The 14767-nt window shown below is 67.1% G+C and carries 9 protein-coding genes and 5 pseudogenes; 9 read left to right on the top strand and 5 right to left on the bottom strand.

What is annotated here, in order from left to right; genetic code table 11:
• Positions 1-18 precede the first annotated feature (18 nt).
• Both KHP12_RS40530 and KHP12_RS40525 read left to right on the top strand, forming a co-directional pair.
• Positions 19-617, top strand: a pseudogene (locus KHP12_RS40530) (integrase core domain-containing protein).
• Positions 618-662: 45 nt separating this feature from the next.
• A pseudogene (locus KHP12_RS40525) lies at positions 663-1104 on the top strand (transposase family protein); the annotation flags it as partial.
• Between the two features lie 14 nt (positions 1105-1118).
• On the opposite strand, the gene KHP12_RS40520 reads toward KHP12_RS40525, so the two are convergent.
• From KHP12_RS40520 to KHP12_RS40510, 3 genes and pseudogenes are all read right to left on the bottom strand, one after another.
• Positions 1119-1361: a DUF5302 domain-containing protein gene (locus KHP12_RS40520; RefSeq protein WP_078644677.1), complete on the bottom strand. Its 243-nt coding sequence runs from the start codon at positions 1359-1361 to the stop codon at positions 1119-1121.
• Between the two features lie 158 nt (positions 1362-1519).
• The gene (locus KHP12_RS40515) at positions 1520-2935 is read right to left on the bottom strand and encodes a DEAD/DEAH box helicase (protein WP_086882652.1); all 1416 of its coding nucleotides are present in this window, start codon (positions 2933-2935) and stop codon (positions 1520-1522) included.
• A 648-nt stretch (positions 2936-3583) separates the two neighbouring features.
• Positions 3584-4771, bottom strand: a pseudogene (locus KHP12_RS40510) (IS3 family transposase).
• A gap of 381 nt (positions 4772-5152) precedes the next feature.
• Between KHP12_RS40510 and KHP12_RS40505 the strand changes: the two are divergent.
• From KHP12_RS40505 to KHP12_RS40490, 4 genes and pseudogenes are all read left to right on the top strand, one after another.
• Positions 5153-6352 (top strand): serine hydrolase domain-containing protein, encoded by a 1200-nt coding sequence (locus KHP12_RS40505; protein WP_308016994.1) that lies wholly within the window; start codon positions 5153-5155, stop codon positions 6350-6352.
• 345 nt (positions 6353-6697) lie between these two features.
• Positions 6698-7384 (top strand): annotated as a pseudogene (locus tag KHP12_RS40500) (IS701 family transposase); the annotation flags it as partial.
• The gene (locus KHP12_RS40495; RefSeq protein WP_438453283.1) at positions 7365-8108 is read left to right on the top strand and encodes a hypothetical protein; all 744 of its coding nucleotides are present in this window, start codon (positions 7365-7367) and stop codon (positions 8106-8108) included. The pseudogene KHP12_RS40500 and the gene KHP12_RS40495, both read left to right, overlap by 20 nt.
• Before the next feature lie 150 nt (positions 8109-8258).
• A complete protein-coding gene (locus tag KHP12_RS40490) occupies positions 8259-9656 on the top strand; it encodes an IS4 family transposase (protein WP_211834287.1) in 1398 nt (465 codons plus the stop codon).
• A gap of 75 nt (positions 9657-9731) precedes the next feature.
• Here KHP12_RS40490 and KHP12_RS40485 read toward each other — a convergent pair.
• Positions 9732-10034 (bottom strand): annotated as a pseudogene (locus KHP12_RS40485) (IS701 family transposase); the annotation flags it as partial.
• 122 nt (positions 10035-10156) lie between these two features.
• Here KHP12_RS40485 and KHP12_RS40480 point away from each other — a divergent pair.
• Together KHP12_RS40480 and KHP12_RS40475 are read left to right on the top strand one after the other, a co-directional pair.
• Positions 10157-11254: an integrase core domain-containing protein gene (locus KHP12_RS40480; RefSeq protein WP_211834977.1), complete on the top strand. Its 1098-nt coding sequence runs from the start codon at positions 10157-10159 to the stop codon at positions 11252-11254.
• Between the two features lie 304 nt (positions 11255-11558).
• A complete protein-coding gene (locus KHP12_RS40475) occupies positions 11559-12467 on the top strand; it encodes an integrase core domain-containing protein (protein ID WP_244202715.1) in 909 nt (302 codons plus the stop codon).
• A gap of 76 nt (positions 12468-12543) precedes the next feature.
• On the opposite strand, the gene KHP12_RS40470 is transcribed toward KHP12_RS40475, so the two are convergent.
• Positions 12544-13242, bottom strand: coding sequence for a FadR/GntR family transcriptional regulator (locus tag KHP12_RS40470; protein ID WP_086881241.1), 699 nt, complete (start codon positions 13240-13242; stop codon positions 12544-12546).
• A 240-nt stretch (positions 13243-13482) separates the two neighbouring features.
• Here KHP12_RS40470 and KHP12_RS40465 point away from each other — a divergent pair, with 240 nt between their 5' ends.
• Positions 13483-14727: an aminotransferase class V-fold PLP-dependent enzyme gene (locus KHP12_RS40465; RefSeq protein WP_086881240.1), complete on the top strand. Its 1245-nt coding sequence runs from the start codon at positions 13483-13485 to the stop codon at positions 14725-14727.
• Positions 14728-14767: the final 40 nt, after the last annotated feature.

Below are 14767 nucleotides of genomic sequence, written 5' to 3'. Positions count from 1 at the left end.
GCGGCATCATGATCTGTCGTGCTGCTGCCCCTGGCCTACCTCGCCACGACCAACGCCCTGGCGTTCCTACACCTCCTGCCGATGAGCGACCGAGACAAGGACATCGAGATCCTCGTCCTCCGGCACCAACTGCTCGTCCTACAGCGTCAGGTCGGCAAGCCGACCCTCACCGACAGCGACCGTGCCACCCTCGCCGGCCTGCTCCACCACCTCCCCAAAGACAGACTGCGGCACCTTCTGCTGCTGATCCGCCCCGAGACCATCTTGCACCGTTCCCCGGCCTGCTCGACGCCATTCTGGCGGATGCGGGGATCGAGGTCGTGCTCAGCGGTGTTCAGATGCCGAGGATGAACTCGCTCATGGAACGGTGGGTGCAGACCTGCCGACGGGAACTCCTGGACCGCACCCTGATCTGGAACCACCGACACTTGCTCCACGTCCTGCGCGAGTTCGAGCAGTTCTACAACGCACACCGGCCGCACCAGGGCATCGCGAACGCCAGACCGCTGCACGCCTTACCGACGCCGATCGACGATCCTGAGCAGATCAGCCGTCTCGACAAACGACGACACGATCGACTCGGCGGGATCCTCCACGAGTACCAACATGCCGCATGACCTGTACGGATGACGTTCTCGGCAAGGGCAATCCCCGTCGGCACCGCCCACGCCTACCGGGTCGGCGACGGCCGGGCCGACTTCTCCCACAAGCACCGCCGACACGGAGTAAACGTGCAGATGGTGACCGACCCGGTCGGCGGCTGCTGTGGATCTTGCCGACTAGGCCCGGCCACGCGCACGATCTCGCTACGGCCCGCGCCACCGGATCATCCGGATCTGCGAACGCCAGGGCGTTCCCATCCTCGCCGACCGCGCCTACATGGGAGTTGGCCCGTGGGTGACGACACCCCTCAGACGCCCGCCGGGTCGTGGCCTCACCCCGACCCAGCAAACCGTAAACCGAGCGCTGTCCACAGCACGGGCACCGGTCGAGCGCGGCGTCGCGCGGCTGAAGTCGTGGCGGATCTTCCGCAGGTCCCGGTGCAGTCCGAATCGAATGTCGTCAATCTCCGCGGCCGTGCTCACTCTGGAGCGGCAATGCTGAAAGAGCTCATTGACTCAGCCGCCGCTCTTGCGCCGGAACGACCGCTGGCTCGCAGCCGGGCCGTTCGCCCTACGGACCTTCGACGCCTCGACGTTCGCAGCGAGGTCAGCGGCGTCCGCCTGCACACTGCGCTTGCGCGCCAGGGCCTCCCTGAACTTGCGTTTCAGGTCGTAGTGGCCGTCGCTGTCGGGCACCAGAGCGGACGTCTCGGGGTCAGTCGGCTCCGAACCTTCTTCGGATACAGACTCTGCGGTCATGGCGGCCTCCTGGGTTCGAGCAGTGGGAAGCACAGCTTGTCATGCCGAGCACACCACGAGGGCGTTCATCTCGTAGGTGTATGCACCGGAGGGTTTCGGGCCGGGCTGGAGGTTCTCCGCTCCGGGGCGGAAGTTTTCGACCATCAGGGCGACGGCTCTCAGCCGCCGCGCCGCACCAGGGCCGCCTTGCGGGCTTCGGCGAGCTTGCGGGCCTCGCGAGCCTTTCGGGACTTGCCGCCGGCGCCGCGGGAGGTGTCCTTGCTGGTGCCCAGGCCGCGGAAGGGAGCGTTGGTGTTCTTGGGCCGGGGCGCGGCCGACCCGCCATCGAGCGGGGTGCCGGAGGGGGCCTTGGCCCCGGTGATCCGGCTCAGCTCCGCCTCGCCCGAGCGTACCTTGGTGATGGTCGGCTCGATGCCGGCCTCTGCCATCAGTCGGCTCATCTCGCGGCGCTGGCCCGCCAGCACCAACGTGACGACGCGGCCGGACTCACCGGCCCGGGCGGTACGGCCCGCGCGGTGCACATAGTCCTTGGGGTCGGTGGGCGGGTCGACGTTGACCACGAGATCGAGGTCGTCGACGTGCAGGCCACGGGCCGCGACATTGGTCGCCACCAGGGCGGTGACCCGGCCGTTCTTGAACTGCGCCAGGGCCCGTGTGCGCTGCGGCTGGGACTTGCCGCTGTGCAGGGCCGCGGCGTGCACTCCGCTGGCTCGCAGATGCCGGGTGAGCTGGTCAACCGCGTGCTTGGTGTCCAGGAACAGCAGTACGCGGCCGTCGCGAGCGGCGATCTCCGTGGTGACGGCGTACCGGTCGGGGCCGTGGACGACCAGAACATGGTGGTCCATCGTCGTGACTGCGCCCGCGGACATGTCGACCGAGTGGACGACGGGATCGTGGAGGTAGCGGCGGACCAGGTGGTCGACGTCGCGGCCCAGAGTGGCCGAGAACAGCAACCGCTGACCGTCGGGGTCTACCTGGTCGAGCACCTCGGTCACCTGCGGCAGGAAGCCCATGTCGCACATCTGGTCGGCCTCGTCGAGGACAGTGATCCCTACCCGTCCCAAGCGGCAGGCCCTGCGCTCGATGAGGTCGTGCAGACGGCCGGGGGTGGCGACGACCACCTCGGCTCCATCGCGCAGCGCAGCGGCCTGCCGGCCGATCGACATGCCGCCGACGACCGTGGCCATCCGCAGCCGCAGTGCCTCTGCGTACGGCGCAAGCGCCTCGGTGACCTGTTGGGCCAGCTCCCGGGTAGGCACCAGGATCAGAGCCAGGGGCTGCTTCGGTTCCGCGCGCCGCCCAGCCATCCGTGCGAGCAGCGGTAGGCCGAAAGCGAGCGTCTTGCCCGATCCGGTGCGCCCGCGCCCCAGGACATCGCGTCCCGCGAGGGCGTTGGGCAGGGTTGCTGCTTGGATCGGGAAGGGCTCGCGCACACCGAGTTCGCTGAGCGTTCGCAGCACCTCGGCTGGTAGTTCCAGGCTGGCGAAGGAAGCGACCGGAGGCACCGTTGGCGCAGTGGCCATGAGCGGGGCGGGATCGCTGCGCGAGGTGCCGGGGAGGTCAGGGTGATTCATGAAGAGCCTTCCGCATGCGAACGTACCGAGGAAGACCCGGTAGGAATGAGCAGTCGACGAACAAAAGGAACCGGACAGGCAGGATCGCCAACCGTCACGAGCACGCAAAAGCATGAGGCTAACACGAAGTGACAGCCCCGCGTCCCGAGATCGCGTCCCGGCAGTCCCGGCCTCAGTCGGCCGTCTGCCCACTACTTCCCCCGCTTCGTGGCGGTCATCGACGGAACGCTTCTGATCCCGTTCCAGTTGCAGTGACAGGCGCACGTGTCGAGCATCCGTCGAGCGTGAGCTTCGTTCAAGATCAGCAGGTGATCAAGGCCAGCCCGCTGCACCCGTTACCGGTCGGGTCAACGCAGCCGGACTCCAGGAATCCGTTCCATGGGTTCCTGGAGCCCGGCTCGGCCTCCGCAGGCGGCGGCCGACATCCGGCTCCGCCGGAATCACCCGTACCGCGAGCCTGAAGGGTGCCGATCAGGCTGCTGAGCTGGGCGTTTCCTGTGGATGGTGAGGCAGTCGGAGTGGCATGGTGTGGTACTCGTTGAGTAGTCCGCCAAGTACTTGTCGACACCTGACAGTGAGGATGTGACGTGGTGACGCTGCTGGTGGGTTTGACCCCGGGGCTTCACCCTTGATCGTGGACACCGGTTGTTATGCGGCGGTGGTCAGCGTAGTTGATCGCTGTTCGTAAGTGATCGGGCTGATCTGGCCGAGGCGGGAGTGCCTTCGTCTGGTGTTGTAGCGAGTCGCCCATCGGAAGACCGCGAGCCGGGCCTCGCGGGCCCCGTTCCACCGTTTTCTCCCCTGGAGCATCTCTCTTTTCATGGTCGCGTTCAGCGATTCTGCGGCGGCGTTGTCCGCGCTCGTGCCCACCGCGCCGCGTGATCTGATCACGCCGAGCTCGCCGCAGACCTGGGCGAACTCCTTCGAGACGTATTGCGACCCGTTGTCGCTGTGGAAGATCGCCCCGCGCAGGCCGTCGGCACCCCGGGCCGCGGCCGCGGCCGCGGCCTTGAGCGCGTCGGTGACCAGCTCGGTGCGCATGTGGCCGGCGATCGACCAGCCCGCCAGTCGTCTTGAGGACAGGTCCAACACCGTTGCCAGATAAAGGAATTGGCCATTGCCCACCGGCAGGTAGGTTATGTCGCCCACGTAGCGAGTGTTCGGCGTGGTCGCGGTGAAGTCGCGCTGCAGGAGGTCCGGCACCGGCGTCGCAGAAGGTTCGGGGATGGTGGTGCGGGCCTTCTTGCGCAGGTGGAGCCCGACGATGGTGAACCTCCTCATGACGCGTGCCACCCGCTGGTGATTGATCCGCTCGCCGCCGTCCCGGAGCTCGGCGGTGATGCGCGGGGCCCCGTAGGTGCCGTCGGATTCCTGGTGGATTTCGGTGATGCGCTCAGCGAGCTCGGCATCGGCCCGTGCCCGGTCGGCCCGCGCTTGCGCGCCGGCCAGGTGTCGGTAGAAGCCGGAACGAGAGACCTGCAGCATCCGGCACAGCCGCTTGACGCCGAAGGCGCCACGGTGATCGTCGACGAACTGGAAGCGGCTGCTCACCAGCTGGTCTCGGCCGCAAAATACTTCGCGGCCCTCCGCAGGATCTCCCGCTCGAGCTCGAGTTCCTTCACCCACGCCCGCAGCTGACGGTTCTCCTTCTCCATCGCGGAGGCCTCCACGGCCTCAGGCCGGGCGGCCTGATCGGCGTCCCGCACCCACGTGCGCAGCGTCTCGTGGTTGACGCCCACGTCCTTGGCCACCGACGCATACGTCCCACCCGGAGCTGGCGTGGTACAGCGCGACGGCATCGGCCCGGAACTCAGGCGAGTACTTCGACGTCCCCAACGGGCACTCCTGTCCTATGGATCATCACGATCCAATGATCAGGGTGTCCACGCTCAAGGGGTAGGGCCCGTTCCTGAAACACGAGATCCATCAGAGCTAAAGGGCTCTATGTCTTCTGAGGAGTCAGTTGTCGCACCTCAGCGATGAGTCAATGACCGTCGCGGTCTCTCCTCTTCCGACGGGCAGATGGCTGCCTTCGAAGCTGTACTTGGCCTCACTCAGGGGGTCAGCACCACTACCAAGCGGGGGTTACCCCCATTACCTGCCGTGCCTCCACTGCGTAGCGTGATCGTCGTTCCCAGTTCTGTTCGATTCGATGGAGGAATAGCGACAGTGAGGTACAGGCTTCGTCGGCGGGGTGGTCAGCAAGGGGAGCGCCTCGTGGCCCTGGCGACGGTCACCGCGGCGATTGTTTCGGGGATGATGGTGTCGGGAAGTGGGCCGGCCGTCGCGCACGCAGTGGTGGAGCCATCCGTTCGCAGTGCCACCGCGTCACTGCGAAGTGACCTCGAGAAATATCTGGACGCTCAGGGCACTAAGGATCATTTCTCAGCGGTCTCCCTTCGGGTGACCTATGCCGATCAGCGACCTGATATCTCGGTCGATGCGGGGACGTCCCGCTACGGCGGTGGTCGACCGGTGAACAGCAAGGCGCTGTGGCAGATAGGCAGCAACACCAAGGCGTTCACGTCCGTGCTGCTGCTTCAACTGGAGGCCGAAGGAAAGCTGTCCATATGGGACAAGCTGGGAAAGTGGCTTCCCCAGTATCCGGCGTGGCGCGATGTCACCATCAAGCAACTGCTGTCGATGACCAGCGGCATCCCCAGCTACACCGAGCAGAATGCGTTCCTGAAGGATTTCGACGCCAATCCCTCCACGCGCTTCACGCTGGAGCGCCTGATGTCCTATGTGGAGGGCCTGCCACTGGGTCCCGCGAAGTACGATTACTCGAATACGAACTACCTCCTCGCGCAGATGATTGTCGAACGAGCGTCGCACGATACTTACCATGAGCGGCTCGCCGAGCGCATCATCGAACCTCTCGGAATGAACGACACCTGCCTCCCCCCGGACTGCCCTCCGGACACGGCCTCGCGCATGCCGACGCCGTACTCCACCCATTCCGTCCTGCCGAAGCATCTCAACAAGTCACTTCCTCGGCTCCGCCTGTCCTGGGCGCAGGGGGCGGGTGGCCTGGTGAGTTCACTGAGAGACATGACGGCTTGGGACAGGGCGCTGTACAGCGGTCGACTGCTGCCCTCAGCGCAGCAGCGCGAGCTGGAGTCCCTGGTCTCGGCGAAGACGAGTAAGCCCATCAAGAGCGTCACGGCCGACGATCCCATCGGTTTCGGGCTCGGTGTCGTGAAGTTCGTCCATCCTGTGGCCGGGACGGTCTGGGCCTATGAGGGGGCCACTTTTGGAAACCGGGTGCTGCACATGTACTTCCCGAAGACTGGCATGATCATCGCCCTTGCTGTCAACAGCGCCGTTGGCGAAGGGGACACGCTGCCCGACCTCGCCGGTACCGTCTACAAGACTCTTTCGGCGCAGAAGGCACAGGCTCTCCCACGGCACCAGTAGCCCCGGAGCCAGCTGCGTGACTTCCAGGTAGCTGCACTGCGAGGTCTGAGCTCCCTTCTTCCTGAGCTTGGCCTTTAACGTCGCGGGGCACTCGGCCTGCTGAGGCCCCGGGAATCGGCAGGCCGTGATGCGGCCATTCTTCGCGGTGGCGACGAGGTACGACAAGCTCGCCGTCCGCTATGAGGCGACAGTGCTGGTCGCGGCCATCAACGAATGGCTGTGACCAGCACTTTCGAAACACGCCCTACCGGTAGTTCGTTAAATCCGGCAGTGGTGTGGGTTGACGGCTGGTCGGGTTGGTCGTAGGCCGGTGGTAGGAGTCAATTGCCTTGCTGGGGGCTGAAGATGACCGCTCGCCGTCCGTGTCCGCCTGCGCCGGGGCCGTTGGAGGACTACGCGGCCCGGTTCGACGACCTCTTCTTCAGCCTGGCCCAGCGGCGAGGGTTTCGCGAGTACCTGACCGGACTGCTGGCGCCACGGGAGCGGAACAAGTCGATCACCTGTCTGGCCGGGGCGGAGCCGGTGGCCGGTGCGGGGATGCCGGCGGTGCAGCGGCTGCAGTTCTTCCTGTCCGAATCGCCCTGGGAGGCCGAGCAGGTCAACGACCGGCGGCTTGAACTGCTGCGCGAGCAGTCGACGACGGCTCCGCACGACGGCGGGGTCATCGTGATCGACGACTCCGGGGACCGCAAGGACGGCACGGCGACCGCGCACGTGGGCAGGCAGTGGCTGGGCCGGCTGGGCAAGACGGACAACGGCATCGTCACGGTGACCACGGTGTGGACCGACGGCCGCGTGTACTACCCGCTGCACACGACTCCCTACACCCCCGCCCACCACTTCGCCCGCGGCCGCTCCGACCCGGCCTTCCGCACCAAACCGCAGCCGGCCGCCCACCTCGCGGCCCGCGGGAAGGAGGCGGGCTTCGACTGCCGCGCGGTGGTCGCCGACTGCGCCTACTTAAGTCAGCGACACCTGGTACCTCGCACTGCGCCAGGCCGGCCTGGCCTACGTGGTCGCGCTCAAGCCGCACCGTGGCACCTGGGCTCCGGCAGACCAGCCGCACACTCCCATCGAAGCGGCCCACGCCCTGACCTGGCGCGATGCCAGGCGTCCAGGCGACTGGACGCCCGTGGAGCGTCACTTCCGTGACGGGCACACCGAGACCTGGTGGGCCGCCGATGCCCGCCTGGGCGGATACGGACCCGACTCACCCTGCCGACTGGTCGTGGCCACCACCGACCCAGCCAGCCTGCCGGAGAAGGCCACCTGGTACCTGGCCACCAAACTGCCTCACCCCGACGCACCCCACGCCGCCACCGGCCCGCACCCGCCGGCCGGCCTCGCCGAGATCGTCCGCCTCTACGGCCTGCGGCCGTGGATTGAGCAGAGCTACAAGCAAGTCAAGGACGAACTCGGCTGGGCCGACTTCCAAGTCCGCTCCGACCGCGCCATCCGCCGCCACCAGATTCTGGTCAACTGCGCCTTCTCCTTCTGCTGGGACCAGTGGTTCGCCCCACCGGGGCCCCTGGATACCACCGGGCCGGACCCGTGCCCCGACAAGGGGCCAGAGAGGGGGACCGGCCCCGTCCCGCCAGCCCCAACCGCCTTGTTGGCCCAGGGCCTTACGAGCCATCCGTTCCTGGCTCACCCCCGCCACCACCCTCACCCGATGGTGGCGAGCCTGGACGGACAGGGACCCACCCTCCGAGCTCCAGGCCCTGATCGACGCGGTCACCACCGGACACGGCATTGACCTCTACCGCCGGATTTAACGAACTACCGGTAGTACTCCAGCCGCAACACCGTTGAGTTTGACCTGGTGGTGACGCGTCAAGGGGGTTGAGCGACGCAACGGAACCCGGTAGATCAACTTTCGACCAAGAGAGTTGATCAAGGAGTTCCGTTGCAGGAGCAGTCTGTCATCACCCGTGAGATCGCGGTAGCCGCGGGCGGGTTCGCGCCGGGACATCTCGGGGAGTTGACGCAGGTGGTGGACTTTGCGCTGGTCGATGCGGTTCTGGAGGAGACCGGGACGGTCCAGAAGCGGGTCAGGCTGCTGCCCTCGCGGGTGGTGGTGTACTTCGTCCTGGCGCTGGCCCTGTTCGAGCGGTGCAGCTATCGGGCGGTGTGGGGCAAGCTCGTCGCGAGCCTGGATGCTCTGGCCCTGGTGCGGCCGTGTACCTCGGCGCTGTGCCGGGCCCGCCGCCGGGTGGGATCCGCACCGTTCCAGGCGCTGTTCGAGACACTGGCCGGGCCGGTGGCCGGGCCGCACACTCCCGGCGCGTTCTGGCGGGGCCTGCGGACGGTGGCTATCGACGGCACCAGCCTGCACCTTCCCGACAGCGAACCGATCGCCGCCCGGCACACCAAACGCAAGCGCAAGGGCGAGGACGTGGAGTTCGGCTACCCGCTGCTGCGACTGCTCACGCTCATCGAGTGCGGCACCCGGGCGGTGCCCGCCGCGGCCTTCGGCCCGGAGACCACAGGCGAGACCATCTACGCCGAGCAGATGCTCGACCGGTTGACCCGCGGAATGCTCGTGTTGCTGGACACCGGCTTCGACGGTTACCCCCTCTTGCTCCAACTCCGCTCCACCGGAGCGGAGTTCCTGTGCCGGTCCGGCGCCCGTCGCATCCCGCTGATCACCAAGCGGCTGCCTGACGGCTCCTACCTGTCGACCTTCGGCATGGGAAAGCTGCCGGTGCGGATCGTCGAAGCATGGATCACCGTGACCTACCAGGACGGCACGGTCCGCCGCGAGCAGTGGCGCCTGGCCACCAGCCTCACCGACCACACCCGCTACCCCGCCCGTGAGCTGGTCACCCTCTACCACGAGAGGTGGCAGGCCGAGACCGCCTACTTCTCGATCAAGGCCACGATGCTGGACGGCCGCATCCTGCGCTCGCACCGCCCGCAGGAGGTCGAACAGGAGGTGTACGCCCTGCTGACCGTCTACCAAGCCCTCGTGCGGATCACCACCGACGCCACCGCCGGACGACCGGGTCTGGACCCCGACCGGATCAGCTTCACCATCGCCCTGGAAACAGCCCGCGACCAGGTCACCACCGCCGCCGGGATCATCCCGCGCGAGGTCACGCTGGTGAGCACGATCGGTCACGCCATCCTGGACAACCTTCTGCCCGCCCGCCGCCGGCAGCGAGCCAAGGCCCGAACCCGAAAGAACCCGACCAGCAAGTACAGCAAGAACTCCCTCCAACACCCCGCCACAGCTCAGCACTACACCCTCGAAACCGAGGTCACGGTGATGGAAGACGGCTTGAAGGCCAGGTCAAAGCGCTAAATCAACGGTGTTGACTCCAGCCGTAGATCGTGATCTTCATGTCTGGTTCGCGGCTTGCCGGTAGTAATGGCCGGCCTAGGCTCGGGCCTGATGGCGACGTCGCCAGGCGGACCAGCGGAGCCGATGGGCCGCATCGTGCACGGGCCGGACGACGAGTGTCGTGAACAGTCGCTGGATTTCGTTGCAGGTGAGCGGGATCAGCTCGTCCGGGGCGGGGTGGCGGGCGTGTTCGTCGGCGCGAACGACAACGAGGAAGGCGTGAGCGAGCATGGCCAGGGTGACCCAGCGAGACCACGAGGTGAAGCGGCGGACCTGGTGTTCGTCCAGTCCGGCCAGGCCCTTTCCGGACTGAAAGGTCTCCTCCACCCTGCGCTTGCCGAAAATGTCGTCCGCCCTGGTGGAAGGGGGTGTGCGCGGTGTACCGGAGGTCGACCGGCGAAGTCGCCAGAACAGGCGCTCTCGCGAGGCCGACGCTCACCGCGGCAAGATGATCGACCGTGCTGCTGCTGCGACTGGCTTACCTCGGCGTGACGAACGCGTTCGCGATGCTGCGCCTGCTGCCGATGTCCGACCGGGACAAGTGCGCGGAGATCCTCGCGCTGCGCCACCAAGTCACCGTTTTGGAACGTCAACTCGACAAGGGCAAGGTCCTGTTCACGCCCGGCAATCGGGCGTTCCTGGCGGCGCTGCTGCACCGGCTGCCACTTCACGTCCTGCGAAGACTACGGCTACTCGTCCGCCCCGACACGGTGCTGCGTTGGCACCGCACCCTCGTCAAACGCCGTCATGCCGCCTCCTGCCGACCCAAACGCCCGGGACGACCCTGCACCGTGCGCTCCATCCGCATCCTGGTGCTGCGGCTGGCGAAGGAGAACCCGAGCTGGGGGTACAGGCGCCTGCACGGCGAGTTGCTCGTGCTGGGGCTGAGAGTGGGCGCGTCCACCGTCTGGGAAATCCTGAAGGAGGCCGGCATCGATCCTGCGCCCGAGCGGAACTCCAGTACCTGGGCCAGTTTTCTGCGTTCCCAGGCTGAGGCGCTTCTGGCCTGCGACTTCATGGAAACAGTCACCCTGTCGGGGGTACGGATATACGTGCTCGTGGTGATCGAACACGGCAGTCGCCGGATCCGCGTCCTGGGCGCCACCACACATCCGACCGCAACCTGGGTAGCGCAAGCGGCGAAGAACCTCGTCATGGGCCTCGAAGACCTCGGCTTCCGGGCACGGTTCATGATCCGGGACAGGGACGGGAAGTTCCCCAACCTCTTCGATGCCGTCCTCAAGGACGCGGGGATCGACGTCGTGCTCAGCGGCATCCAGATACCGAGGATGAATTCGATCATGGAGCGCTGGATACAGACCTGTCGCCGCGAGCTCCTGGACCGGACATTGGTCTGGAACCAGCGACACCTTCTGCACACCCTGCGCGAGTTCGAGCAGTTCTACAACGGACACCGACCACACCAGGGCATCGCCAACGCCAGACCGCTGTACTCCTTGCCCCCGCCGATCGACGATCCGGACACGTTAGCCCGCCTCGCCATACGTCGACGCGATCGCCTCGGCGGCATCCTCCATGAGTACCGACATGCAGCGTGACCTGCACGGATGAAGTTTCCGGCAAGGGCAGTGCGACGTTGTGGGTGCCGGAAAATATGTCACCCGAGGTGACCTGCGGCTTCGGATCTGCCAGAGCGCTGGAGCTGACGGGTGCTGCGGCATCATGCTGGGTCGTGGCGATACGCCTGATCTATCAGCTCGCGTGTCAGCTCTTCCGATGGCTTGCGCTGCTGGCCCGGTCGAGTGCGGCAAAGACGTCGAGATCTTGATGCTCCGGCACCAGCTCAGTGTCGCCCAACGCACCCAGCCACGACCTCAACTTTCCTGGAGCGATAGGACTGTCATGGCAGCGCTGCTCCGGATGGTGAACAACCAGCAGCGTGCACGGCTGGCGTTGCTGGTCACTCCACGGTCGGTCCTGCGCTGGCACCCACGCCTGGTCGCCCGGAAGTGGACCTATGCACACCGCCGTCCGGGCCGACCACCGACGCCGGAAGCACTGCGGCAGCTGGTCCTGCGCCTCGCGCGGGAGAACCCGGGGTGGGGATATCGACGGATCCACGGCGAACTGCTCGGCCTGGGACGCAAGGTCGGCGCCTCGACCGTCTGGGAGATCTTGCAGAAGGCCGGGATCGGCCCCGCACCCCAGCGCACCAACCAGTCCTGGCCCGCCTTCCTCAAACCCCAGGCCTCCGCCATCATGGCCACCGACCTCTTCCACATCGACACGGTCTTCCTGCGGCGCTGGTTCGTGCTGTTCTTCATCGACCACGGCACCCGCCGCGTGCACATCGCCGGCATCACCCGGCACCCGACCGGCCCCTGGATCACCCAGCAAGCACGGAACTACCTCATGGACCTCGGTGACCGCGCAGAGTCGATCAGCCTCCTCATCCGGGACCGCGGCACCTACTTCACCGACAGCTTCGACGCCGTCTTCCAGGCCATCGGCGTGCACGTCATTCCGACACCGCCCCAGGTGCCCCGAATGAACGCCATCGCGGAACGCTGGATCGCATCATGCCGACGCGAGGCAACCGACCGCGTCCTGATCGCCGGAGAGCGCCACCTGCGCCTTGTCGTCAGCGAGCACGCGGAGCACTACAACAGACACCGACCGCATCGATTCCTCGGACAACAGGCACCAGACCGACTCACCGACCCCGAGCCGCCCATCGCCAAGGACCACACTCGCATCGGTCGACACGATCGACTCGGCGGCCTCATCCACGAACACTCGCAGGTCGCATAGGGTGACACCGATTCCGGCACCCACAGGCGCATTGCCAACGCGCAATGGTCTGACGCGTCAAACGCAACGCAACGCGTCAGGCCGGGGAGTCCTCCTCCATGGGCGGCATGAAGGCGCGCAGCCATCGCTCCGTCTGGGCGACATGTGCCTCGGCCGCTCCGGCGGCGGCGCGCGGATCGCGGTCGGCGATCGCGGTGGCCAGCGCGCGGTGATCCTCGTCGCTCTTGCGCCGCATCTGCTCGCCCTCGGGGAGGGTGAAGATCTGGTACTTGCGGGAGCGGGCGCGGAAGACCGAGAGCAGGGAGCCGAGGGCGGGGTTTCCAGCCGCGGTGGCGATCTCGGCATGGAAGCGGTGGTCGAGGTCCGATGCCTCGGTGGGGTCGTCGGTGGCGTCCATGGCCTCGATGAGCGCGAAGAGTTCCCGCACCGTCTCCGGGGTGCTGCGGGCCGCAGCCTGCGCCGCGACGTGGGACTCCAGGACACGCCGGATCTCGTACACCTCCAGCAGACCGGAGAGCGGCAGCAGTTCCAGGGTGAGCGACAGGCTACCTATGATGTCCTCCGGCCTGAGCTGGGAGACATAAGTACCGGAGCCGTGCCGCGGCTCGACCACCCCCAGGGCCGCGAGCATCCGTACGGCCTCGCGCAACGACCCCCGGGACACGCCGAGTTCCTCGCACAGCTCGCCCTCGGGCGGAATGCGCCCTCCGGCGCTGAGGCGCCCGGTGGCGATCATGTGGCGTAGGCCGTGGAACGCCTTGTCGACTGCGGACATCCGATTCCTCCCGAACGGGCGGGGCGCGGTCCCGCGCCCTTCGTCGCACTGTACCGATTCATCAGATATGTCAGAGGTATCGATCGGAAGTCATCTGATGATCCATGCTGCTACACCCCTTGATTGCATGGAATCCGTCATGCAGGATGCCGAGTCATCATACGTGTTCCGGTTGCGATCAGATCTCTCTCGTTTCCGACGCCCCTCGGAACACCCGGACCCCGGCAGATCGGGACTCATGTGAGCGAGACCGATGTCATCGCGGCGCCACGCCCCCTGTTGCTGGCCGACGGCCGTCCCGCCGACCGGGCGTGGACGCTGGACCCCGCCATGAGACACCTGAACCACGGTTCCTTCGGCGCGGTTCCCCTGGTGGCACAGGAGCGGCAGAAGCAACTGCGGGTGGAGATGGAGTGCTCCCCGGTGGTGTGGTTCCCGGCGCTGCCTCAGCGGATCGCCGACACCAGGGTCGAGATCGCCGACTTCTTGGCGGTGGCCGCCGACGACCTGGCCCTGGTGCCGAACGCGAGCGCGGGCATCAGCACCGTGTACGCCGCCCTCGACCGTCGCCGCGGCGGGGAGATCGTCGTCACCGACCACGGTTACGGCGCCGTGACCATGGGCGCCGAGCGGCTGGCGCGCGACCGCTGGGATGGCGGGGTCCGCACCGCGCGGGTACCCCTCGACGCAGATGAGGAGCAAGCGTGCGAGGCCGTGTTCGCCGAACTGTCCGAGGCGACGGACCTCATCGTGGTGGACCAGATCACCTCGGCGACCGCCCGCCGGCTGCCGGTGGAGCGGATCGGCGCGGAGGCTCGGCGGCGCGGGATCCCGCTGCTCGTGGACGGTGCGCACGCACCTGGTCTGCTTCCCGCCCCGCTCTCGGGGCTGACCTGTGATTTCTGGGTCGGGAACCTGCACAAGTGGGGATGCGCGCCCCGGGGCACCGCAGCGCTCGTCGCCCGCGGTCCACTGCGTGAGCGGCTCTACCCACCGATCGACTCATGGGGTGCAGAGGACCCGTACCCCGACCGCTTCGACCAGCAGGGCACGGTGGATGCCACCTGCTATCTGGCGGCACCGACGGCGCTCGGCTTCATCGAGCACACCTGGGGCTGGAGGCACGCCCGCCGCTATATGGACCACCTGGCCGGTTACGCCGCGCAGGTCATCGGTGCCGCGTTCACCGAGCTGACCGGCGCCGACAGCAGCGTCGACGTCGGCATGCCGGTCCCCGGGATGCGTCTGGTGCGGCTGCCCGAGGGGCTCGGGGCCACCCGCGTCGAGGCCGACGCGCTGCGCGACCGGGTCGCCGGCGAGCTGGGTGTCGAGGCGGCCTTCACCAGCTTCGGCGGCATCGGCTATCTGCGGGTGTCCGCCCACGTCTACAACACCGCCGCCGACTACGAGCACTTCGCCGAGACCTGCGTCCCCGTCCTCGCTGAGTGGGCCCGCGCGGCTCGCGGGCAGCACGGCGCGCCATAGCGGCGCGACACCGTACTCCCCTCCCCACCCCCGACTCCCC

It is taken from the genome of Streptomyces asiaticus (assembly GCF_018138715.1).
GTDB classification, from domain to species: domain Bacteria; phylum Actinomycetota; class Actinomycetes; order Streptomycetales; family Streptomycetaceae; genus Streptomyces; species Streptomyces asiaticus.
This window is presented reverse-complemented; position numbering and strand designations above follow the sequence as displayed.